The sequence below is a fragment of the Pseudomonas sp. gcc21 genome (assembly GCF_012844345.1).
Classification (GTDB): domain Bacteria; phylum Pseudomonadota; class Gammaproteobacteria; order Pseudomonadales; family Pseudomonadaceae; genus Halopseudomonas.
This window is the reverse complement of the sequence record NZ_CP051625.1, coordinates 779,017-800,690: the sequence shown is the minus strand read 5'-3', so window position 1 is coordinate 800,690 and position 21,674 is coordinate 779,017. Positions and strand designations below refer to the sequence as shown.

Sequence of the window (21,674 nt, the reverse complement as noted above, 5' to 3'; positions counted from 1 at the left end):
CAGATCATCCGGGAAGCGTCAGTCGCCCAGAGAATTCAACGCAGACAGAAAATGCGGGCCCATATACCGACGTGGAAGTTGGAACCGCTCCGGATAGGTCACATCAACCAGATACAGACCGAAAGGTGGCGCGGTCAGCCCGCCTTCCCGTCTGTCGCGGCTTTCAAGCACCTCTGCGGCCCACTCCACCGGCCGCTCGCCACATCCGATTTCCATCAAGACGCCGGCAATGTTGCGCACCATGTGATGCAGAAAAGCGTTCGCCCGCACGTCCAGCACGATGAACTGGCCGAAGCGAACCAGGCGCAGATGATGGATCGTCTTGACTGGCGATTTAGCCTGACAGGCCACCGCTCGGTAGGCGGAGAAATCATGCTCACCAACCAACAGCGCCCCGGCCTGTTGCATGCGGTCGATATCGAGCTCCCGATAATTCCACGTCACTTCATGGGCGAGATGCGCCGGCCGCACCGGGTCGTTGTAAATCACATAACGGTATCGACGGGCCTCTGCAGAAAACCGGGCATGGAAGTCCTGCTTCACCGGATGCGCCCACGCCAGGCTGATATCACCTGGCAGGTTGGCGTTCGCGCCATGGAACCAGTTGGCCATGGAGCGCCTCGCATCGCTGTCGAAGTGAATGATCTGACTGGACGCATGAACACCGGCATCCGTCCGTCCCGCACATACAGTCTTGACGGGATGATCAGCCACCCTGGAAAGCGCCTTTTCGACCGCCTCCTGAACACTGCGGACGCCGGCTTGTTGGCGTTGCCAGCCACGATAGGTCGTGCCGCGATACTCGATACAGGCGGCTACCCTTGAAACAACAGCGGCCGCCTCAGGGGCGGCCGCTTCGAAGGTTTGTGAAACCATTTGTCAGGCCAGTTGCTCCATCATTTCACGCGCATCCTTCTGCTGTTGATCATTCCCTTCTTCGATCACTTCAGCGAGGATATCACGTGCACCTTCCTCGTCACCCATATCCACGTAAGCGCGGGCGAGATCCAACTTGGTCGCACATTCATCAGTACCGGACAGGAAGTCGAATTCGTCTTCCATGCTCTCACTCATGGCCTGATCGGTGGGCATATTCCCGGTAAAGGGATCCAGGGCGTCAGGCAAAGACGAAAGCTCTTCGTCTTTGGACTCCTCAGCCTCGGTTTCCGCTTCGATCGACGCGTTGAGTTCGGATTCAAAATCCGCGAGATCGGCATCTGAGAAACCGAAATCATCGTTTGTCTGTTCGTCTTGCGCAGCCTCGCCGGTGCTGGTTGCGGCAGCATCGGTCTCAAGCGGGTCGATGACATCAAACTCGGTCAGCGCGTCATTCTCGTTACGTGGAGGCAACACCAGATCAGAGTCATCGACATCGTCAGCAAACCCAGATGATGCCGTTTCGGTATCAAACTCGTCATCCAGATCGAAATCGAATCCGGCAGCAGATGCTTCATCAGTAGGCTCAGGCTTGGCCAGCTCTTCGGCAAGGGAGTCGTCCAGATCGAAATCCAGATCAAACCCATCGCTCTCAGCCTGCTTGTCTTCGAAAAGACTGTCTTTCGGCTGGGCAGGCTCGTCGAGGTCACCAAAGTCGAAGTGGCGGGCATCTTCTTCGAAGAGTGAGTCGCTCGTATCGTCGGTGCCTGTCGTGGCCGTATCGAGTTCAAGGTCGAACTCATTTTCGTCCAGATCACTGATTACCATGGAAGCGCCGACCAGGCCAGCTGCCATCGCCGGGAAGCGCGCGTTCATTTCCTTGAGCTGCGTATCCGCCCCGCCCAGATGCTCGACCGCTTCAGCCTGCTCCGCGTAGCCCTGGGGATGATCCTGCAGCGCCTCCACCTCCATCAGCTTGAGGCGCAGATCAGTACGTCCCGGCTCTTGATCGATTGCAGAACGCAAAACTTCGGCCGCCTCAGCTAGCTTCCCGTAGGCAATGAGCGCATCAGCTTCGGTAATTACGTCCCGATCAAGACGCTGCTCATCTTCCGGTTCGGCAAATTCGGCCAGAGCGACGTTGAAATCCTCACCATCATGCACACCGGCATCGTTGTCTGTAGCGACTGAAGACGCGAGAAACTCGTCGGACAGCTCCTGCTCGCGGCGTGCGTTGCGGCGCGAAATCGACATAAGGATCAGCAACAAAACGAACAGAGCCGCAGCACCCGCCACCAACATCAGGGTTTGATTTTGCAGGAAGCGCTGCAGTGTCTGCTCAATACCCCCTTCACCGGCTGTGCTGCTTTCTGCCGTGTCGGCAGATTGCACAGGCGCAGCTGCCGCTTCAGGTGAAGGCGTTGCTTCCACAGGCTCAGTGATGGTCGGCGATTCAGCGACAGCGACTGGTTCAACGGGCGCAGCGGTGGACGATTCGGCCTCGTCTTCCAGGCTTGACACTTCCGCCAGAGCGGCTTCGTCCTGCGCATTGGCAGAGTCCGCTTCGTTAACCGGTTCGTCAGTACCTGCCAACTGCGGGTCAACCGGAGTCTCTTCTTCAACAACAGTCTCAGACACGCCAGCCTCGGCGCCCGCCTGCTGCGCTGCTACGCTCCCCATTTGCTCCTGTAACGCTGCAAGCTGAGTGTCTTTTAGCGTCAGCAGCCGCTGCAAGGTCTCCAGTTGACCTTGAACATCTTCGAGACGCGAAGCCAGCTCGGCTTTTTCACTCTCAGCGGAATCCAGCTGTTCCTTGGTGCGGTCAAGCGCATCACGCAATTGTCCTTCGCCGTTTCCACCAGCCGAGTCGGAACCGCCGCCCTCTTCTGATCCGGCAACCAACCGCAACGAGTCACTGGTATCCGCTTCGGCTGGAGCCGGGGCCGCCGTGTCTCGCTGACGTGCGTCAAGCTGGCGTTGCGATGGTTCAGCTGCCCTGCGGCCGCTTTGCCAGGCGCTGGTCTGTTGTGCAACCTGCTCCATTGCGTCAGCCCGGCTTCGCTGCGATGCCTGCTCGGCATCTGGCAGCGTCAACGTCTGGTTTGCCAGCATGGTATTGATGTTCTGATTCAGGAATGCCTGGGGATTGAGATCCTGAATGGCCAGCATCGTCTGGTGTACAGAAGCACCTTGCGGCCGGTGTGCCAGGGCAATTTCCCACAACGTATCGGAAGGACTGGTCCGCAGCGTTCCACCTTCAGAGGCAGCGGACGGAGCCTGCTGAACCGGGCGTGCAGCCGCAGCCTGTTGCGCAGGCCTTGAAGGCGCTGACGCTGGCTGCCGTGGGGCGCTCGGAGGGGTGACAGGCGCAGCTGCGGCGACTGGAGCAGAGGATGACTGATACAGGGGCGGGTCAAGCAGTACGGTAAATTCGCGGAGCACGCGACCTGACGGCCAGCGGACTTCCATCAGGAAATTCAGGAAAGGTTCGTTAACGGGTCTACTGGAGGTGACCTTGATTACCGCTCGCCCGTCGGGCTTGATAACCGGGGTGAAGTTCAGATCGGTGAGAAAAAACGCACGGTCAATCCCTGCCCTGCCGAAATCGTCTACGGACGCAAGGGTCGGCAGGATCTCTTCGCTGGATAAATCCTTGACCTGAAGCAGCTCGATCTCTGCTTCGAGAGGTTGATTCAACGCCGAACGCAGGTTTATATCACCTACTCCCAGAGCCAGAGCCATATTGGAAGACATCAAGGCACTTGCCGCGGTGACAGCCAAAACCAGTTTGCGAACCATAGCGAAAATCCTTTGCTTTATCGTTTTTTCACGCGTCTAAGACTCCGGCAGTCTCGATCGGCCCTGTACTTCCCCCATCCGATAGAGACTGCCCGTGTTACTCGCTAGAGCCTTAAGTAAGTCTGCTTCTGCAAACCTTAACCGCTAAGTCGAAATCCACAGCAAGTATTGATTACAAAAAATCTTTTATCAACAACCCAGCGACTTCAAGACTGTTAAGTGCGACACCTTTTCGCAGATTATCTGACACGGCCCACAGATTGACCGATTGCGGTTCGAGGCGGTCCTGACGCAGACGGCTTATCCATACGTGATCACTGCCGGTAGCATCGCTGACTGGCGTCGGATAACCACCCTCCGCCGGCTTGTCCAGGAGTTTGACTCCCTTGGCTTTGCGCATGAGCGTGCCGAGGCGCTTTTCGGCTATCACCTGTTCGGTACGTGCCTGCACCGCCTGTGCGGTGCCGAAAAAGATCGGCACAAGCACGCAGGTCGCCGAGACCGGGAGCTTCGGCATATCCAGAACCCGTCGCAAGTCGTCTGCAAGGCGCAATTCGGACTGGCTGTCGCCATTCTCGTCTATCTCTCCGATGCGCGGAATCAGATTGAACGCAGCCTGCTTTTCGAATGCGCCCCGCTCTGCAGGCTGACCATTGAGCAGCCGCCCCGTCTGCAATGCCAGAGCCTCGACCTGCTCCTTTCCCTGAGTAGACATGGATTGATAGGTCGCGATATTCACCGAAAGCAGCCCGACCTCATCGCGCAGCGGTTTCAACGCGACAGCAGCCTGGGCGACTTCACTATCAGGGCAGGCAACGATGCGCCGCGCTGCAAATCCGGACAAGGATTCAGGGTTAACCTCAGCGACCACCAATGGGATGTCAGCATCACGAAAGGCACCGGTCGCATCAACCACAGCACAGCCAGCCTGCACGGCCTTTGGAGCCCATTCGGCGGCGAGTTCCATGTCGCTAACAAACAGCACTAGCTGAACCTGGCTGAAGTCGAACTGCTCGACGATTTCCACCCGCTGGCTCTGCCCATGAACCATCAGCCTGCCGCCTGCGGCTTCCCGGGTTTCAAGCAAATGCACCGTAGCGAAGGGAAATGCGTGATCTTCCAACAGACTCATCACGCTCTCACCAACGATCCCGTACACACCTACGATTGCTACATCACATGACTTAGTCATTACAACCTCTTGTTTTAAAACAAAAAGGGCATCCCCGATAGTACGGGAATGCCCTGTCAGGTCTACTCCAACCTGTGAGCCGGATCAGCCTCAGTCTTCTTGCAGAATGTTCAACATACGGCGCAGCGGCTCTGCAGCGCCCCACAGTAACTGGTCGCCTACAGTGAACGCGGACAGATACTGCGAACCCATATTCAGCTTGCGCAAGCGGCCTACCGGAACCGTCAGATTGCCGGTAACAGCCGTGGGAGTAAGGTCCCTGAGGGTCGCTTCCTTCTCGTTCGGCACCACTTTCGACCACGGGCTGTGAGCATCCAGCATCGCCTCGATATCGGCGAGCGGCACATCCTTGTTCAACTTGATGGTCAGCGCCTGGCTGTGGCAGCGCATGGCGCCAATCCGAACACAGATGCCATCTACCGGAATGGGACGACCGCTGCGACCAATAATCTTGTTGGTCTCGGCCTGAGCCTTCCACTCCTCGCGGCTCTGGCCGTTCGGTAACTGCTTGTCGATCCAGGGGATAAGGCTGCCAGCCAAAGGCACGCCAAAATGCTCAACCGGGAAACTGTCGTCACGCAGAGTTGATGCAACAGTGCGATCAATTTCGAGGATCGCACTGGCCGGATCGGCCAGCTTGTCGGCGACAGAGGCATTAATGGTGCCCATCTGGCTGATCAGCTCACGCATATTCTGCGCACCGGATCCGCTGGCTGCCTGGTAGGTCATGGCGCTCATCCATTCGACCAGGCCGTTTTCAAACAAGCCTCCCAAGCCCATCAGCATCAAACTTACCGTACAGTTGCCACCGACATAGGTCTTGACCCCGTCACGCAGCGCCTGGTCAATATTCCGACGGTTAACCGGATCAAGGACAATGACCGCCTCGTCTTCCATGCGCAGCGTGGAAGCAGCATCGATCCAGTAACCATTCCAGCCTTCGGCGCGCAGCTTTGCATACACAGCCTGGGTGTAATCGCCACCCTGACAGGTGATCACAACGTCCAGCGTCTTCAAGGATTCGAGATCGAAGGCGTCCATCAGCGGCGGAATATCCTTACCGATATCCGGACCCTGACCGCCCACATTGGAGGTGGTGAAGAACACCGGCTCGATATTGTCGAAATCGTTTTCTTCACGCATGCGTTGCATCAGCACGGAGCCGACCATGCCACGCCAACCTACCAGTCCAACTCTTTTCATATTCGCCCCCCGGGGGGTAAAAATTCAGGAACAGCTGCATCCGGCATCAGCCGAATGCACGTAGCCGTACAGATTACAGGTTTTTCAATTCCGCTACCACGGCATCACCCATCTCGGCGGTGCCTATCCGACGGCAGCCCTCCGACATGATGTCACCGGTGCGCAGCCCTGTGTCGAGCACCAGGCTCACCGCTTTCTCGATGGCATCAGCGGCAGCTACCTGATTGAAGCTGTAACGCAGCATCATCGAAACAGACAGTATGGTCGCCAGAGGATTGGCGATGCCCTGCCCCGCGATGTCCGGCGCGCTGCCGTGGCACGGCTCATACATGCCCTTGTTGTTGGAGTCCAGCGATGCTGAGGGCAGCATACCAATGGAGCCGGTGAGCATCGATGCCTGGTCGGACAGGATGTCCCCGAACATGTTATCGGTGACGATAACGTCGAACTGCTTGGGTGCGCGCACCAGTTGCATGGCAGCGTTATCGACATACATGTGCGACAGCTCGACCTCGGGGTAATCCCTGGCCACTTCTTCAACCACTTCCCGCCACAACTGGCTGGAGGCGAGTACGTTGGCCTTGTCGACCGAACACAGCTTCTTGTTGCGCACCATAGCCATGTCAAAACCAACCTTGGCGATACGACGAATCTCACCCTCACTGTAGGGCAAAGTGTCATAGGCCTGTCGCTCCCCGTTCTCAAGGGTCCGGCGCTCACGTGGCTGGCCAAAGTAAATACCACCGGTCAATTCGCGCACGATGAGAATATCCAGCCCGGATACCACTTCGGGCTTGAGCGTCGAAGCGTCGGCCAGCTGGGGATAAAGGATGGCCGGACGCAAGTTGCCAAACAGCGCAAGCTCCGAACGGATTTTCAGCAACCCTCGTTCGGGACGCAGAGCCGGGTCAATCGTGTCCCATTTGGGTCCGCCTACTGCACCCAGCAAGATCGCATCGGCCTTACGCGCTCGCTCAAGCGTTTCATCCGCCAGCGGTGAACCATAGCGATCATAGGCAGCGCCACCCAGGTCGTCAGTCTCGAGCTGCATATCGAGGCCGAACTTTTCGACTGCCAGATTAAGCACCTTGACCGCCTCGGCCATAATCTCCGGACCAATACCATCACCGGGTAAAACGAGAATCTGCTTACTCATAATCTCTCTCTGCTAACGCCTCAGCGTCTGGTGAACACGGATCAACGACCGCCCACAGTACAATCACATCAGTGGTGAAAGAGCCGTCGCCTTCTATCTCGAAATAACTTTTAACGTCTGCGCTAACGTCTTGTTGTAACTTACGAATAGCGTTGGCCATAACGTCAGGCGTCCGCATGCGCTCGACCCAGGAGCCAAACTCCAAATGCAATTTCTGCATGCGATAACCCGACACAACCAACCCGGCCGAACCGAACATGTCGCACCATTCGGCCGCAGAGTAATCGCGCACGTGGCTGGTGTCGCGTAACAGCTCAACTGCCTGGAGGTAGGTATCCAGCAGGGCCATACCAGGCGAAGCCACATCGACAAACGCAACTCGACCGCCGGGCTTGAGCACCCGCCTCACTTCGCGCAACGCCTGCAGCGGGTCGTACCAGTGGTGCGCCGAATATCGGCTGAATACAAAATCGAAGCTCTCATCGGCGAAAGGCAATTGCTCCGCCGCGCCCTGCCTGACATGTATATTGCCAAGCTTTTGCGCCGCAGCGCTGGCGGCGACAGCATCAAGCATCGCCTGGGACAGATCATAAGCGACAACGAACTCTGCCAGTGGCGCAACCTGAAAGCTGACATGACCGCCCCCGCAGCCAAGATCCAGTACCCGAGCCTGCGGAATTTGCGTTACCGCCTCTGCCAGCTCCGCGAGCTCTGGCCCAGCCGAATGAACGGCGCTATGCAAATAGGCCTGAGCCTGCTCGCCGAATTGCCGGAGAACGATCTGGTCATGTGTCAATTTATTCATCGCAACCCTCCGACGAGCTGGCACACCAACGCTGATTTACTTGATGGCCCCAAACAGCCACGGGTTGTTCTGTTTGTGCAGCTCTTCAAAGCTCTGGATCGCATCGGCGTCCTGTAGCGTCAGGCCGATATCGTCCAGACCATTAAGCAGGCAATGCTTGCGGAACTCGTCGACTTCGAAGGAATAGCTGACGCCATCTGGCCGAGTAACCGTTTGAGCTTCGAGGTCAATTGTCAGCTGATAACCCTCTTCCGCCTCGGCCTGCTGAAACAGGTCGTCAATATCTTCTTCCGCTAAAACAATAGGTAACAATCCATTCTTAAAACTATTGTTATAAAAGATATCAGCAAAACTTGGCGCAAGGATGGTTCGAAAACCGTATTCTTCCAACGCCCATGGCGCATGCTCGCGGCTCGAGCCGCAACCAAAGTTCTTGCGCGCCAGTAGTACACTTGCCCCCTGATAGCGCGGCTGATTGAGCACAAAGTCGGGGTTCAGTGGGCGGTTTGTCGAGTCCTGTCCCGGGAATCCTTCATCAAGATAACGCAGCTCATCAAACAGGTTCTGACCGAAGCCAGTACGCTTGATGGATTTCAGGAACTGCTTCGGAATAATCAGATCCGTATCGACATTGGCGCGGTCAAGCGGTGCAACCAAACCGGTGTGCTGTGTAAAAGGCTTCATGCGCTTACCTCCTGCTTGAGCATTTCCCGAACGTCGACAAAATGGCCAGCAATAGCGGCCGCGGCTGCCATCGCGGGGCTGACCAGGTGCGTGCGGCCACCGTTGCCCTGACGCCCTTCGAAGTTACGATTGGACGTGGAAGCGCAATGCTCGCCAGCCTGCAGGCGGTCAGGGTTCATTGCCAGACACATCGAACAACCCGGATCGCGCCATTCAAAACCGGCGGCCAGAAAGATCTTGTCCAGCCCCTCGTTTTCAGCCTGTTCCTTGACCAAGCCAGAGCCCGGTACAACCATAGCCTGCTTGATCATCGGCGAAACGTGGCGACCCTTGGCGACAGCCGCTGCGGCGCGCAGATCTTCGATGCGCGAGTTGGTGCAGGAGCCGATGAACACACGATCAAGCTTGATCGAGCTGATCGGCTGGTTGGCTGCGAGCCCCATATACTGAAGGGCGCGCTCATAACCGCTGCGCTTGACGGCGTCCGATTCCTGCGCTGGATCCGGCACCTTGTCATGAATAGCCACGACCATTTCCGGGGACGTGCCCCAGGATACCTGAGGCTGAATCTGCGCCGCGTCCAGCTCGACCACTGTGTCGAACTCAGCGTCGGGATCCGACACCAGGTCCTGCCACGCTGCAACGGCCCGCTCCCAGTCGTCGCCCTTGGGCGCGTAGGGACGCCCCTTGACGTAATCGATGGTCTTTTCGTCGCAGGCAACCAGTCCGACCCGCGCACCCGCCTCGATGGCCATGTTGCAGATGGTCATGCGGCCTTCGATCGACAGGTCCCGGATCGCGGAACCGGCAAATTCGATTGCGTGCCCGTTCCCACCGGCTGTACCGATTTTGCCGATAATGGCCAGAACAATGTCCTTGGCCGTCACGCCAAAGCCTAACGTGCCTTCGACATTGACCAGCATGTTCTTCATTTTCTTGGCAACAAGGCACTGGGTCGCAAGCACGTGCTCGACTTCAGAGGTGCCGATGCCGTGGGCCAGGGCTGCGAAAGCGCCATGCGTTGCGGTATGCGAATCACCACAGACAATGGTCATACCCGGCAAGGTTGCACCCTGCTCCGGGCCGACCACATGCACAATGCCCTGACGGCGATCGGTCATCTGGAACTCCATGATGCCGAAGTCCTGACAGTTGTCGTCCAGGGTGGTGACCTGCAGCTTAGAGACCTGATCGTCGATACCCGCTACGCCCGCCGCCCGGTTGGTCGTCGGCACGTTGTGATCCGGCGTCGCCAGGTTGGCATCAATGCGCCAAGGCTTGCGACCGGCCAACCGCAAACCTTCGAAAGCCTGCGGTGAAGTCACTTCGTGCAAGAGGTGACGATCGATATAAAGCAGTGCGGAACCATCGTCCCGCTGTTTAACCAGATGGTTATCCCAAAGCTTGTCGTAAAGCGTCTTGGCGGACATGCTGATCTCCTGAGTCAGGCCGGAAACGGTCGGACGCCGTTATGCGGAACCTGCGTTGCTAATCATGATGGATATTAAAAGTTGGCTTTCAATAAAACAAATTCATTATATTCATGGTTTGGATTACCAAGTGGAATACCATGGATACTGCCAATTTGTCTGCGTTTCTTGCGGTGGCGGCTAGCGGCTCATTCTCCCGCGCGGCTGAGGCCCTGCATCTTACCCAGCCGGCGATAAGCAAGCGGATCGCCGCCCTCGAGACGCAACTCGGCTCTCGACTGTTTGATCGGATAGGTCGCCACATTACTCTGACGGAGGCAGGCCGTGTGCTCAAACCACGCGCGGAAGACATCATTGGAGTCCTGGGCGACACCCAGCGGGCGCTCAGCAACCTGTCGTCGACGGTGCAGGGACGGTTGTCCCTCGCCACCAGCCATCACATAGGGCTTCACCGGCTACCGCCAGTGCTCCGGCAGTATACCAAGCGCTATCCCGAGGTCGCGCTGGATATCCATTTTCTGGATTCCGAGGTGGCCTACGATCGCGTGATGCATGGCGAAGTCGAACTGGCGGTGATTACCCTGGCACCAAGCGTTGAGCCGCCGATCATTGCCGAGAACATCTGGAACGACGTACTGGAGTTTGTCGTCGCCCCGGATCATCCGCTTGCGGTCAAACAACACGTCACGCTGGAACAGCTCGCCAGCTACCCGGCGGTATTTCCCGGACTGAATACCTTCACCCATCGCGTCGTCAGCCAGGTGTTCGAGCGACACGGTATTAGGCCACTGATCAGCATGAGCACCAATTATCTCGAGACCATAAAGATGATGGTCTCCATCGGCCTGGCGTGGAGCGTATTACCCCGCACTATGCTGGACGATCAGGTGCGCAGCCTGACCGTGCCGGATACTCATCTGGCCAGAGATCTAGGGTGCATCTGGCATAGTGGCAAAACCATGTCAAACGCAGGGCGCGCCATGATAGATATGCTGAAAACGCACCCAGCGCAAGTTTACGGACCGTCGGCCTTGTAGCCCGTTAGCCAACCAGCTATTTTCAAGACAGACCGACTTACCTACCGCCGCAGGAATCTTCCATGGAGTTTGTGTCAGGGGCCTTTGTAGCTGACACCGGGCAATATCAGGATGATGCTTTCGGCATCCTTTTCCATCGTATGCCCACAGCGGGACTTCTGGTGTGCGAGCAATCCAACCGGATCCTGGCCGCGAACAGTGCGTTCGATCAGTTGTTTGGCTGGGAGTCACAGGCGCTGCAAGGCCTGCCGGATGAGCGCTTCCCGCTTTGGTGCGATGCCGCCGAGCGCCGGCGATGGCTTGCTCGATACGCAGCCGGACAGTTTCCGCTAACGCTTGATACATCCCTTCGCTGCCGCGACGGCAAGACGCTGGCGTGTCGCCTCAGCATCGAACGTGTATCCCTTGCAAGCCAGCCTCACCGTCTTTACCTGCTCCAGCCGCTTGTACATTCGACAATCAATGACGGCCCGCTTCAGTCTCGCGCAGCAGAACCCATTCTCCCTGATCAGGATAGCCTGGCTCTCGCGCTGGACGCTTCACAAATGGGCATATGGGAGCTGGATATCAGAAACGGCGTGCTGAACGCCTCGGCACGTTCGGCCGCGCTGCACGGCTGCTCTCCGAATGCCTGGAAAGGGCCGCTTAACATCTTCATGGCGGTTGCGCTCAAAGAGGACCAGCGCGCCATGCGCCGCGCATTCGTCGCCATTTGCCGCGGCCGCCGGCGACGTCACCGTCTCACCTACCGTATAAGCCAACCTGATGGCAGGCTAAGGTGGCTCGAAGCGACGGCGCGCCTGGACCGGGACGCTGAAGATCAACCATTGCGCCTGACCGGGACCCTGCTTGATATCACTGCACGGCGCCGCAGCGAACAGGCACTGGTTGAGAGCCAACAGAAATTCTCGGAGCTGTTCCAGGTCGCACCCGAGCCATACCTGCTGATCTATACGGACAGCGGCGTGATCATTGAACTCAATCGCGCGTTCATTCGCACCTTCGGATACTGCCAGCAGGATCTAATTGGCACGCCGATGAGTAACACCAGCCTGATAGGCTCTTCTAAAGAATCCCAGGCGGTGATCAGTGAACTGCAAGCTGGCAAGACGGTGCACCTGGACGAGATAGAGGTGCGTCATATAGATGGAACGCTACACATCTGCGAACTTTCCAGCGCCCTGTTTACCATCAACAGGCAACATTGCACGCTCGTAAGTCTCAAAGACATTACTGCGCGCAAGGCCGCGGAAAGCGCCTTACGGGCCTCTGAAAACAAATTTTCCCGCGCCTTCCGCGCCAGCCCCGACTCAATCAGCATCACCGAAAAACGCTCGGGCCGACACCTCGACGTCAATGAGGGTTTTACACGCCTTACCGGCTTCACGCCGGTCGAAGCCATTGGTCGTACCAGCGCAGAGCTGGAGTTGTGGGCCGAACCCGGAGAACGCGACGCGATCCTGGCGGAGCTGAAGCGCTGCGGCCGGATACGCCAGCGCGAGCTACGCCTGCGGGATAAATACGACCAGATTCGCATCGTGCTGATATCTGTCGAAACCCTCGACATCAACGGCACCGACTGCCTGCTGACTACCGCCCGTGACATCACCGAACAGAAGTACATAGAAGAACGGGTCCGTCACCTCGCCTACCATGATGCGCTGACCGATCTGCCCAACCGATTGCTACTCAGTGACCGGCTCGTGCAGAACATTGCGCTATATAACCGTCACAGACTGAAAGGCGCGTTGCTGTTTTTTGATCTCGATCGTTTCAAACAGATCAACGATACGCTGGGACATGCGTTCGGTGATGCCGTGTTGTGCGAAGTAACGCGGCGCATGCTCTCGGTAGTACGCAAGGAAGACACAGTCGCGCGGCTGGGCGGCGACGAGTTTGTGGTACTTATCAGCGGTCTTGAAGAAAACGAACAGCCCTTTGCGGAACAGATCAGTCAGAGTGCAATGAAATTGCTCAATGTGCTGGCCGAGCCGATGGATATCGATGGCCACAGCCTGCAACTCAGCACCAGCGTAGGCATCGCGCTGATCCCTGATCACGGCGACAATCCTGAGACCTTGTTGAAGCGCGCCGATATTGCGCTCTACCGGGTGAAAGAAAGCGGCCGAAACGGCATTGCCTTCTTCGAAGAAGCCATGCAGACCCAGGCTGCCGAGCGCCTGGCAATGGAAAAGGAGCTGGCACAGGCTCTGCAGGCTGGTCAGATGCGAATCCGCTATCAACCCCAGTTCGATGTCTCCAGGCAGCGCATTATCGGCGTCGAAGCCTTCCTCTTCTGGGATCATCCTGATCGCGGTTGGTTGGCGCCGGATACATTCGAAGACGCACTGGAGCAAAGCGACACACTGATTGAAACCGGCCACTGGCTACTTGAACAGTCCTGCCAATTGCTTTCCCGGCTGCTGGATGCGGGGCTGGTCGAGCCGGTTCAGTTTCGTGTCAGCGTCAACGTCAGTGCACGACAGTTCCACCACCCCGACTTCAGTCGACATCTTCACCATGCGCTGGAGATCCACGGCGTCCCGCCTCGCTGTCTCAAACTCGGGATACCGGAAAGCGCGGTAATGCAGGACATGAGCGGAACCCTGGCCAGAATGACCGAGCTGCACCAGCAGGGCGTACTGCTCTCGATCAATAATCTGGGCGCTGGTTACTCATCGCTCAATTACCTCAAGCGCTTGCCTGTCGATGTGCTCAAGATCAATCAGTCCTTCGTTCAGGACTGCGCAGCCAGCCCGCACGACGCTGCGGTCGTACGCGCAATCATCGGTATCGCCCATAGCCTCGACCTGGAAGTGGTAATAGAGGGCATTGAAACCCGTGAGCAGCTTGCCGTGTTCGATCAGCTGCCCTGCGACTACTTTCAAGGGCCGCTTTTCTGCCCAGCGGTGGACGCAGCGAGGTTGACCCATATGCTGAACGTTTTCCGCATCGCCCAACAGAGCCCAGCTGCCGACTGATATGCAACCTGCCGCACAATTGTAGAAAGTTAATTCAATATTGAACTATTGCGCATGGGATGATGTCCAAGGCCCGGCATAATCGCCGGCCGTGCCGGAATCCGGAAAAAGGAAGCGTTACCCATGAATAAATCAATGCTGTCAGGAATCGTCATCGGCGCCATCGTGGCCACTGCAGGCGGCGCTATCGCCGGATATAACGCACTGGCGCCCAAGACGCCCACCCATGCAGAAGTCATCAGCGTAGAGGAGATCAAGGAAGACGAGCGCACTGCACGGCAGGTATGTCAGGACGTGGCAGTCACCCGTCAGAAGCCGGTCCAGGATCAGCATCAGATTCTCGGCTCAGTTGCAGGCGCAGTCGTCGGCGGCGTTCTCGGCAATCAGGTTGGTGGCGGCAGCGGCAAGAAGATTGCCACCGTTGCAGGCGCTGCTGCAGGCGGCTACGCCGGCAACAAGGCGCAGGAAAAACTGCAGGCTAACAGCACCTACACCACCATCGAAAACCGCTGCGAAACAGTGTATGACACTAACACCAAAGTGGTTGGTTACCAGGTTGATTACCGCATCGGCGAGGAACAGGGCAGCGTTCGCATGGACGAGCACCCCGGCAAACAGATTGCCCTGACTGACGGCAAACTGAATCTCGATACGCTCTGATCCCTTTTTCGGACCTTAGATGAAGACCGAGCTTGCGCCCGGTCTTTTGGTTTTAAATCTCTGCTTCGGCTTCCCTGCACATTTCCAACCAGCGTTCTATACCCGCGCTGCGAAACTTGTTGCGCTGAAGCACGAAATAGAAACTCCGCTTGAAATCTCGCTGCGGCACCGGCAAGGGCACCAGACTGCCGCGCTTGAAGGCTTCGACCAGCGTAATGGCTGATAGACAGCCGATCCCCAGCCCCGCTTCCACCGCCCGCTTGATCGCCTCAGTATGCTGCAGTTCGAGCTTGAATTGCAGACGCGGCAGCAACCCATGCAGCGCCCATTCGAAGTGCTGACGGGTTCCCGAGCCTCGCTCTCGCACCACCCACTCGGCTTCCACCAACTCCTCGTCTGTCAGCCATGGCTTACCTGCCCAGGGGTGATCCGGCGCGCAGAACACGATGAGCTCATCGTCGCGCCAGTGTTTCATTTCCAGGTCAGGGTGATGTGTTTCGCCTTCAATCAATCCAATATCAAGTTCGAAATTCGCCACTTTACGTACGATCGCTGCGGTATTGGCGACCTCAAGCTCGACGCGGGCGCCGGGCTGCTCGACCATGTAGCGCGCCATGATCTCTACCGCAAGGTAATTGCCGATACTCAGGGTTGCGCCCACCTTGAGATCCCCGACATCGGCATGACTCGCCAAGGCCAGCTCAAGACTCTGCGCCTGATCAATCAAGGCGCGAGCCCTGGGCCGCACGGTGTTTCCCAACTCATTCAGCTGCAACCGCTTACCGACCCGATCGAATAGCTGCACGCCGAATTGTTTCTCCAGATCGCGCAGCGCACTGCTGGCCGCCGACTGTGACATCGAGAGGCTTTCTGCGGCGCGCGTGAGATTCTCGTAAAAGGACGCAGCAAGAAAGACCTCCAGCTGGCGTAGCGTGAATTTCATTATCGGTTTTTCCGTTTAGCCAAATAGATACAAGTCGCTTAACCGATATAGTACCAGAGCGTAATATTCACGCCATCAGACGGGCTAAGGAGCATTTCAAGATGGCTGGATTCAACACCGAACGCGTTCTCAGCGTGCATCATTGGACGGATAATCTGTTCAGTTTCAAGACCACCCGTGATCCGGGGTTCCGCTTCAAGAATGGTCATTTCATCATGATCGGATTGGAAGTAGAGGGTCGCCCCTTGATGCGCGCTTACAGTATCGCCAGCCCGAACTACGAAGATACCTTGGAGTTCTTCAGCATCAAGGTACCGGATGGCCCGCTGACGTCGCGCCTGCAGAATATCAAGGAAGGCGATCAGATCATGCTGAGCCGCAAACCGACCGGCACCCTGGTCCTCGACCATCTGATTCCGGGCCGGAATCTGTACCTGCTCAGCACGGGTACCGGCTTGGCCCCTTTCATCAGCATCGTCCAAGATCCGGAAACCTATGAGCAATACGACAAGGTAATTCTGGTGCACGGTTGCCGGTACGTGCGTGAACTGGCGTATCAGGACCTTATCGGACAGGATCTGCCAAACCATGAATATTTCGGCGACATGGTGCGGGACAAGCTGATCTATTATCCGACCGTCACCCGCGAGCCATTCCGCAATCAGGGTCGACTTACCGACCTGATGAATAGCGGGAAGTTGTTCGATGACATCGGCCTGCCCCCGATTGATACGGAGAACGATCGCTTCATGCTGTGCGGCAGCCCGAACATGCTCAAGGATACCTGCGAAATCCTTGATGCGCAGGGCTTCAAGGAAGCGCGGCACGGCGATCAAGGCCACTATGTGATCGAACGGGCGTTTGTAGAAAAATAGGCTGAACGCCAACACCTGAAGTGCCGGCCTCAAACGAGGCCGGTATTATCTCCGCGTTACAGGCAGGATCAGGCATTACTCGACGTAGAACATCTGCCGGGTCATCCCACCATCAATCAGATAGTTCTGCCCGGTAATGAACCCGGCATCCGGCCCGAGAAGGAATGCTACCAGCGCTGCAACATCAGCGGGTTGCCCTACCCTGCCTGCGGCGTGCTGCTCATGATCAACGACCCTTAGCGGATCGCTGGCTTGCTGAACCGGCGGTCGCGTATCGATCCACCCGGGACTGACCGCATTCACCCTGATCTCAGGCCCCAGGCTTACCGCCATGGCATGCGTCAGCGCTACCAGCCCACCCTTGCTCGCCGCGTAGGCTTCGGTCTGCGCCTCAGACTGGACCGCGCGGGTTGAAGCCATGTTGACGATGGCACCGCCACGCCGGCGTAACAATCCGACCGCATGCTTGGACAGCAGGAAGGCGCCGGTCAGATTGGTGCCGATCAAGCGATTCCAGCTTTCCAGACTCAACTGCTCAAGCGGACCATTATCCGGATCGGCGATGCCGGCGTTATTGACCAGGCCGTCGAGCTGCCCGAAGTCCTCTTCGACGCGCTCCATGCAGGCAATCACGCTGGCTTCGTCTGCCACATCGAGGGTGACGAACTCGACTGTGCCGAGTCGCGCCAGCTCCTCGGCGGCCTCCTGCCCCCCTGCCTCATCTATATCAGCCAGTACCACCGACCACCCGTCCCGTAACAAACGGGTAGCCACGCCATAACCAATACCCCGAGCAGCGCCGGTAACCAGCGCCACCCTACCATCCAACGGAATCATTTATGGAGTCGTCCCACCGCGTGGGCCGGCAAAGAACCAGACGATCAGGCCGATCACCGGCACGATCAGAATGAACAACACCCAAAGCACCTTGGCGAGCGTGCTTGCACCACTCTGCACGATTTTGATGATGGCCCAGATACTCAGAACGAGTATGACCAAACCAATTAGACTGCCGCCTAAATTTTCCATCGCTAAGCCCTTGTTTTGAGAAGTCCTTCTCCAGTCTAGACCAACATCAGAGCTTCGCTTGCGCAATGGATAACGCAGCAGCAACCGAACACAACGATGGCATCACCGGGCTCAGATTTCCGGCAACTCGATGCCCTTGGCCAGACGCTCATCCCGGATGACGCACCGCACCCCTTCCGCGTTATGTCCGAGGCGAACCACCAGGCACTCGGGTCCAGCGCCCTGTCGGAACCAGTGGATCACCCCCGCCGGAACCGAGACCAGGTCTCCCGCCTCACACCCCAGTGCATACAGGTGGTTCGCCTGGTGCAGGCAGAATACACCGCGTCCTTTAACAAACAGGCGCAAGCCTGCCTCAGTGCAGCTTTGTTCGGGTTCGCCAGCGTCTGAGGGAGGCGTTGCGTAACGGGGTATGGCCGGCAACCGGATGATTTTTCTGTGCGGGTAGTCATCGAACCGGCTTTCAAGATTATCGAGAATCCGCGCATCATCCTCGTCGCCATTGAATGCAGCGGCGATATCAATACTGTCGTATCTGATGGAAACCGCTTCCAGCGTGGCGGCGATATCCTCGCGGTGCGTCAGCAGCTTTATCGGGTTCAACAGATTTTCGTGGTGATACACCGCCAGGAAAGTCATGGCTCTCCGCCTCTGATTGTTCGATTGATGGTCTTGGTCATATTCAGCTGTCATTGGGCTCGACCGGGTAGACGCCACTGCAGCATCAGCGCTGCCAACAAGGCAGCAAAACTGGCTATTGCAAAGGTCCAGAACGGCCCGATGCTGGTCCAGCTGTAGCCTGAATATAGCGCACCGAGTGCGCCACCTACCCCGGCCAGCGTCGCGTACAAAGCCTGTCCCTGTCCCTGCATCCTCTCGCTGAAACTCTGCTGGACGAAATGGATCGCGGCGACATGAAAGCTGCCGAATGTTGCAGCGTGGAGCAACTGCGCAAACAACAGTACGACCAGGTGATCAGCCAACCCGCCCAACAATAACCAACGCAGCGCCGCCAGCGCAAAGCTCACCACCAGCATCTGCTTCAAGCTGCAAAAAGCCAGTATTCGGGTCATCAGGGCGAACAGCAGAATTTCGGCGATCACGCCAAACGCCCACATCACGCCAATCACGCTGCGCGTGTAACCGAGCGCTTCCAGATGCAACGTGAGAAAGGTGTAATAAGGCCCGTGGGACAGCTGCATGAGTGCCACACATACAAAGAATGCCGGCACACCCGGGCGACGCAACTGTCTGAAAAATCCCGCCGCCAGCTGGCCGCCCTCCTTCGCCAGGCGCGACGGTGGCGCCGGAACCAGCAGACTACATAGAAAAATGGCCGACATGATAGCGAGCATGACCACCGGGTACACATTCAGATCGTACGCCTGCAGCAGCCAACCCAGGCCCACCACGGTGGCGATAAAGCCCACCGACCCCCACAGCCTTACCTGACTGTAGCGAGCTGACTGGTCGCCCAGATGCGCCAGCGTAATGGCTTCGAATTGAGGCAACACTGCATGCCAGAAGAAACTGTGCAACGCCATGATCAACGCCAGCCACAGATAATCCTGGCGCAGGAAGATGCCGGTGAAGCACAACGCGGTAGCCAGCGCACCACAGCGAACAATCAGCAGGCGCCGCCCGCTTGCATCGCCCAACCAGCCCCACAGGCTGGGCGCCACGCAACGCATCAGCATGGGAATGGCGACCAGCTCACCGATGCGTGCGGCCGAGAAACCCAGGTGATGGAAATACAGCGAGAGAAACGGCGCTATGCCGCCGAGCAACGCGAAATAGGCGAAGTAAAAGCCCGATAGTCGCCAGTACGGCAAGGTCATGCTCCTGGCAGGAATGTCTGATCAGCCCCGCCTGTGCTGGCTTGAACGTCAGCCAGACGGGACGCAGCAGTCAACCGAACGATTACAACTGACCGAGCACGGGCGTGGCCACCTGCACATCTGCATTCTGCCCCCGATGGCGCAACAGATGGTCGAGCAGCACAATGGCAACCATCGCCTCGGCAATCGGTGTGGCACGAATTCCGACGCAGGGGTCGTGTCGCCCCTTGGTAACAACCTCAACAGGATTACCAGCAATATCAATGGATTGGCCAGGAGTCGTGATACTGGATGTAGGCTTTAGCGCCAGGCTTGCGACAATCGGCTGGCCCGATGAAATGCCTCCCAGCACGCCGCCCGCATGGTTGCTCTTGAACCCGGCGGGGGTCATTTCATCGCGATGTTCAGTGCCGCGCTGAGCGACCGAGGCGAAACCGGCACCCATTTCTACGCCCTTCACCGCATTGATATTCATCAGCGCATAGGCCAGCTCGGCATCCAGGCGATCAAAGACCGGCTCGCCGAGACCTGGCGGAACGCCTTCGGCAACCACGGTTATCCTGGCTCCGACAGAATCCTGATCCCTGCGCAGCTGATCCATATAGGTTTCCAGCTCAGCCACCTTGCCTGGATTCGGGCAGAAAAAGGCGTTCTGATCAACCGATTCCCAGGTCTCGAAGGGAATCTCGATCGGACCCAGCTGACTCATGTAGCCGCGAACGGTGATGCCCTGGGATGCCAGATATTTCTTGGCAATAGCACCGGCAGCCACGCGCATGGCTGTCTCCCGTGCAGATGAGCGCCCGCCTCCGCGGTAATCGCGGATGCCGTACTTGTGATGGTAGGTATAGTCGGCATGGGCAGGTCGGAACAGGTCCTTGATTGCCGAGTAGTCCTTGGACTTCTGGTCGGTGTTGCGAATCAGCAGCCCGATCGGGCATCCCGTTGTACGCCCTTCGAATACGCCGGAAACGATCTCGACCTCATCCGCCTCCTGGCGCTGGGTTGTGTGGCGGCTGGTGCCCGGTTTGCGACGGTCCAGCTCATGCTGCAGATCAGCCGTGCTCAGCTCCATGCCCGGAGGGCACCCGTCCACAATAGCCATCAAGGCGGCGCCATGGCTCTCGCCGGCGGTGGTGACAGTGAACAATGTGCCAATGGTATTTCCGGACATGCGCGCAACCCGAAGTCGATGATTGAAGGGCCAGCAGTATAGCGTTCCGTGTCGGAGGGTGACAGCCTGTTGACCCGGCACCGGTCCCGCCCTGCTCGCGAGTTGCGAACCCCGATCCCGGGTTGCGACAACAGCCGAACACACCCTAAGCTTTGGTTTTCGCAGCGACGAGCGTTCCGATGGAAGCGGTTCTGGGATTCATCCTGCCGGCTGGTCTTAATCCGGGACTTGCCACCCTGCTGGTCATCGCCGCCGGAGTCACTTCGGCGATCACCGCGTCACTGGGGATCGGCGGCGGCGTTGCGCTGCTTGCAATCATGGCGTTGGTCATGCCCCCCGCGGCGATCATTCCGGTTCACGGGATGGTGCAACTGGGCTCGAATTTCAACCGCGCCCTGATGACTGCCCGCCACATCAAGCTCACAGTTATCGCCTGGTTTCTCCCCGGGGTGCTTCTGGGAGCCTGGCTCGGCAGCCGGTTTCTGGTGAATCTGCCGCTGGCACTGGTTCAAGTGTGTATCGCGGGTTTCATTCTGCTGCTCTGCTGGGGCCCGCAAATCCCCAGGATCGCCACCGGACCGGCTGGGACCCTGATCGCCGCCACACTGACCACCTTCGTCAGCCTGTTTGTCGGCGCTACCGGTCCGCTAGTGGCTGCCTTTGTCAAACAGCAGCAACAGGGTGACCGCTTCGCCACCGTGGCAACCTTTGCCGCCGCGATGACATTGCAGCATGCACCGAAGGCATTGGTTTACGGCGCCGCCGGGTTCGTATTCGTTGAATGGCTGGGGCTGATACTGGTGATGATCGGGGCTGGCGCAATCGGCACCTGGCTTGGGCTGACGCTATTGAAAAACCTCAGCGATCAACGCTTCGGCTTGTATTTCAATCTGCTGCTGACGGTGCTCGCGATCCGATTGATCTGGGATGCGCTGAGCAGCTGGTAATGATTTCAAGTTTTGGCCCGCGCCGCCGATAAGCCTGTGAACCCT

Annotated in this window: 19 protein-coding genes; 5 read left to right on the top strand and 14 right to left on the bottom strand. The window is 57.8% G+C overall.

The window, feature by feature from the left end; translation table 11 throughout:
- Nucleotides 1-18: 18 nt before the first annotated feature.
- The 8 genes from truA to leuC all read right to left on the bottom strand — a co-directional run bounded on the left by truA (nt 19) and on the right by leuC (nt 10,145).
- The gene (gene truA, locus HG264_RS03810; RefSeq protein ID WP_169406410.1) at nt 19-876 is read right to left on the bottom strand and encodes a tRNA pseudouridine(38-40) synthase TruA; all 858 of its coding nucleotides are present in this window, start codon (nt 874-876) and stop codon (nt 19-21) included.
- Nucleotides 877-879: 3 nt separating this feature from the next.
- A complete protein-coding gene (locus HG264_RS03805) occupies nt 880-3,675 on the bottom strand; it encodes a FimV family protein (RefSeq protein WP_169406409.1) in 2,796 nt (931 codons plus the stop codon).
- Between the two features lie 172 nt (nt 3,676-3,847).
- Nucleotides 3,848-4,867, bottom strand: a complete 1,020-nt coding sequence (locus HG264_RS03800) for an aspartate-semialdehyde dehydrogenase (protein ID WP_169406408.1) — start codon at nt 4,865-4,867, stop codon at nt 3,848-3,850.
- Between the two features lie 90 nt (nt 4,868-4,957).
- A complete protein-coding gene (gene asd, locus HG264_RS03795; RefSeq protein ID WP_169406407.1) occupies nt 4,958-6,070 on the bottom strand; it encodes an aspartate-semialdehyde dehydrogenase in 1,113 nt (370 codons plus the stop codon).
- Between the two features lie 73 nt (nt 6,071-6,143).
- Nucleotides 6,144-7,226 (bottom strand): 3-isopropylmalate dehydrogenase, encoded by a 1,083-nt coding sequence (gene leuB / locus HG264_RS03790; RefSeq protein WP_169406406.1) that lies wholly within the window; start codon nt 7,224-7,226, stop codon nt 6,144-6,146.
- On the bottom strand, nt 7,219-8,031 hold the full coding sequence (locus tag HG264_RS03785) for a class I SAM-dependent methyltransferase (protein ID WP_169406405.1): 813 nt from the start codon (nt 8,029-8,031) through the stop codon (nt 7,219-7,221). The genes leuB and HG264_RS03785 overlap by 8 nt, the downstream gene beginning before the upstream one ends.
- Nucleotides 8,032-8,067: 36 nt before the next feature.
- Nucleotides 8,068-8,715 (bottom strand): 3-isopropylmalate dehydratase small subunit, encoded by a 648-nt coding sequence (gene leuD, locus HG264_RS03780; protein ID WP_169406404.1) that lies wholly within the window; start codon nt 8,713-8,715, stop codon nt 8,068-8,070.
- A complete protein-coding gene (gene leuC / locus HG264_RS03775) occupies nt 8,712-10,145 on the bottom strand; it encodes a 3-isopropylmalate dehydratase large subunit (protein ID WP_169406403.1) in 1,434 nt (477 codons plus the stop codon). The genes leuD and leuC overlap by 4 nt, the downstream gene beginning before the upstream one ends.
- Nucleotides 10,146-10,285: 140 nt before the next feature.
- Between leuC and HG264_RS03770 the strand changes: the two genes are divergently transcribed.
- From HG264_RS03770 to HG264_RS03760, 3 genes are all read left to right on the top strand, one after another.
- A complete protein-coding gene (locus HG264_RS03770; protein ID WP_169406402.1) occupies nt 10,286-11,182 on the top strand; it encodes a LysR family transcriptional regulator in 897 nt (298 codons plus the stop codon).
- A 62-nt stretch (nt 11,183-11,244) separates the two neighbouring features.
- Nucleotides 11,245-14,163, top strand: a complete 2,919-nt coding sequence (locus HG264_RS03765) for a bifunctional diguanylate cyclase/phosphodiesterase (RefSeq protein WP_169406401.1) — start codon at nt 11,245-11,247, stop codon at nt 14,161-14,163.
- Between the two features lie 123 nt (nt 14,164-14,286).
- A complete protein-coding gene (locus HG264_RS03760) occupies nt 14,287-14,823 on the top strand; it encodes a glycine zipper 2TM domain-containing protein (protein ID WP_169406400.1) in 537 nt (178 codons plus the stop codon).
- Between the two features lie 52 nt (nt 14,824-14,875).
- Here the strand turns inward: HG264_RS03760 and HG264_RS03755 are convergent, their stop codons facing one another.
- Nucleotides 14,876-15,766 (bottom strand): LysR family transcriptional regulator, encoded by an 891-nt coding sequence (locus HG264_RS03755; protein ID WP_169406399.1) that lies wholly within the window; start codon nt 15,764-15,766, stop codon nt 14,876-14,878.
- A gap of 101 nt (nt 15,767-15,867) precedes the next feature.
- On the opposite strand from HG264_RS03755, the gene HG264_RS03750 reads away from it, so the two are divergent.
- Nucleotides 15,868-16,641, top strand: coding sequence for a ferredoxin--NADP reductase (locus HG264_RS03750; RefSeq protein WP_169406398.1), 774 nt, complete (start codon nt 15,868-15,870; stop codon nt 16,639-16,641).
- A 75-nt stretch (nt 16,642-16,716) separates the two neighbouring features.
- Here HG264_RS03750 and HG264_RS03745 read toward each other — a convergent pair whose 3' ends face one another.
- From HG264_RS03745 to aroC, 5 genes are all read right to left on the bottom strand, one after another.
- Nucleotides 16,717-17,478: an SDR family oxidoreductase gene (locus HG264_RS03745; RefSeq protein WP_169406397.1), complete on the bottom strand. Its 762-nt coding sequence runs from the start codon at nt 17,476-17,478 to the stop codon at nt 16,717-16,719.
- The gene (locus tag HG264_RS03740; protein ID WP_169406396.1) at nt 17,479-17,670 is read right to left on the bottom strand and encodes a PLDc N-terminal domain-containing protein; all 192 of its coding nucleotides are present in this window, start codon (nt 17,668-17,670) and stop codon (nt 17,479-17,481) included.
- 111 nt (nt 17,671-17,781) lie between these two features.
- Nucleotides 17,782-18,309 (bottom strand): hypothetical protein, encoded by a 528-nt coding sequence (locus tag HG264_RS03735; protein WP_169406395.1) that lies wholly within the window; start codon nt 18,307-18,309, stop codon nt 17,782-17,784.
- Between the two features lie 50 nt (nt 18,310-18,359).
- Nucleotides 18,360-19,508, bottom strand: a complete 1,149-nt coding sequence (locus HG264_RS03730) for an MFS transporter (protein WP_169406394.1) — start codon at nt 19,506-19,508, stop codon at nt 18,360-18,362.
- A gap of 82 nt (nt 19,509-19,590) precedes the next feature.
- The gene (gene aroC / locus HG264_RS03725; RefSeq protein WP_169406393.1) at nt 19,591-20,682 is read right to left on the bottom strand and encodes a chorismate synthase; all 1,092 of its coding nucleotides are present in this window, start codon (nt 20,680-20,682) and stop codon (nt 19,591-19,593) included.
- Between the two features lie 179 nt (nt 20,683-20,861).
- On the opposite strand from aroC, the gene HG264_RS03720 reads away from it, so the two are divergent.
- Nucleotides 20,862-21,629 (top strand): sulfite exporter TauE/SafE family protein, encoded by a 768-nt coding sequence (locus HG264_RS03720; protein WP_169406392.1) that lies wholly within the window; start codon nt 20,862-20,864, stop codon nt 21,627-21,629.
- Nucleotides 21,630-21,674: the final 45 nt, after the last annotated feature.

Bases quoted from the DNA above. Each gene is read 5' to 3' on its own strand.
- HG264_RS03745 (WP_169406397.1), bottom strand. From the start codon at position 17,478: ATGATTCCGTTGGATGGTAGGGTGGCGCTGGTTACCGGCGCTGCTCGG.
- leuC (WP_169406403.1), bottom strand. From the start codon at position 10,145: ATGTCCGCCAAGACGCTTTACGACAAGCTTTGGGATAACCATCTGGTT.
- HG264_RS03760 (WP_169406400.1), top strand. From the start codon at position 14,287: ATGAATAAATCAATGCTGTCAGGAATCGTCATCGGCGCCATCGTGGCC.
- HG264_RS03735 (WP_169406395.1), bottom strand. From the start codon at position 18,309: ATGACTTTCCTGGCGGTGTATCACCACGAAAATCTGTTGAACCCGATA.
- aroC (WP_169406393.1), bottom strand. From the start codon at position 20,682: ATGTCCGGAAATACCATTGGCACATTGTTCACTGTCACCACCGCCGGC.
- HG264_RS03805 (WP_169406409.1), bottom strand. From the start codon at position 3,675: ATGGTTCGCAAACTGGTTTTGGCTGTCACCGCGGCAAGTGCCTTGATG.
- HG264_RS03740 (WP_169406396.1), bottom strand. From the start codon at position 17,670: ATGGAAAATTTAGGCGGCAGTCTAATTGGTTTGGTCATACTCGTTCTG.
- asd (WP_169406407.1), bottom strand. From the start codon at position 6,070: ATGAAAAGAGTTGGACTGGTAGGTTGGCGTGGCATGGTCGGCTCCGTG.
- HG264_RS03785 (WP_169406405.1), bottom strand. From the start codon at position 8,031: ATGAATAAATTGACACATGACCAGATCGTTCTCCGGCAATTCGGCGAG.
- HG264_RS03750 (WP_169406398.1), top strand. From the start codon at position 15,868: ATGGCTGGATTCAACACCGAACGCGTTCTCAGCGTGCATCATTGGACG.
- HG264_RS03800 (WP_169406408.1), bottom strand. From the start codon at position 4,867: ATGACTAAGTCATGTGATGTAGCAATCGTAGGTGTGTACGGGATCGTT.
- truA (WP_169406410.1), bottom strand. From the start codon at position 876: ATGGTTTCACAAACCTTCGAAGCGGCCGCCCCTGAGGCGGCCGCTGTT.
- leuB (WP_169406406.1), bottom strand. From the start codon at position 7,226: ATGAGTAAGCAGATTCTCGTTTTACCCGGTGATGGTATTGGTCCGGAG.
- HG264_RS03755 (WP_169406399.1), bottom strand. From the start codon at position 15,766: ATGAAATTCACGCTACGCCAGCTGGAGGTCTTTCTTGCTGCGTCCTTT.
- HG264_RS03770 (WP_169406402.1), top strand. From the start codon at position 10,286: ATGGATACTGCCAATTTGTCTGCGTTTCTTGCGGTGGCGGCTAGCGGC.
- leuD (WP_169406404.1), bottom strand. From the start codon at position 8,715: ATGAAGCCTTTTACACAGCACACCGGTTTGGTTGCACCGCTTGACCGC.
- HG264_RS03730 (WP_169406394.1), bottom strand. From the start codon at position 19,508: ATGACCTTGCCGTACTGGCGACTATCGGGCTTTTACTTCGCCTATTTC.
- HG264_RS03720 (WP_169406392.1), top strand. From the start codon at position 20,862: ATGGAAGCGGTTCTGGGATTCATCCTGCCGGCTGGTCTTAATCCGGGA.
- HG264_RS03765 (WP_169406401.1), top strand. From the start codon at position 11,245: ATGGAGTTTGTGTCAGGGGCCTTTGTAGCTGACACCGGGCAATATCAG.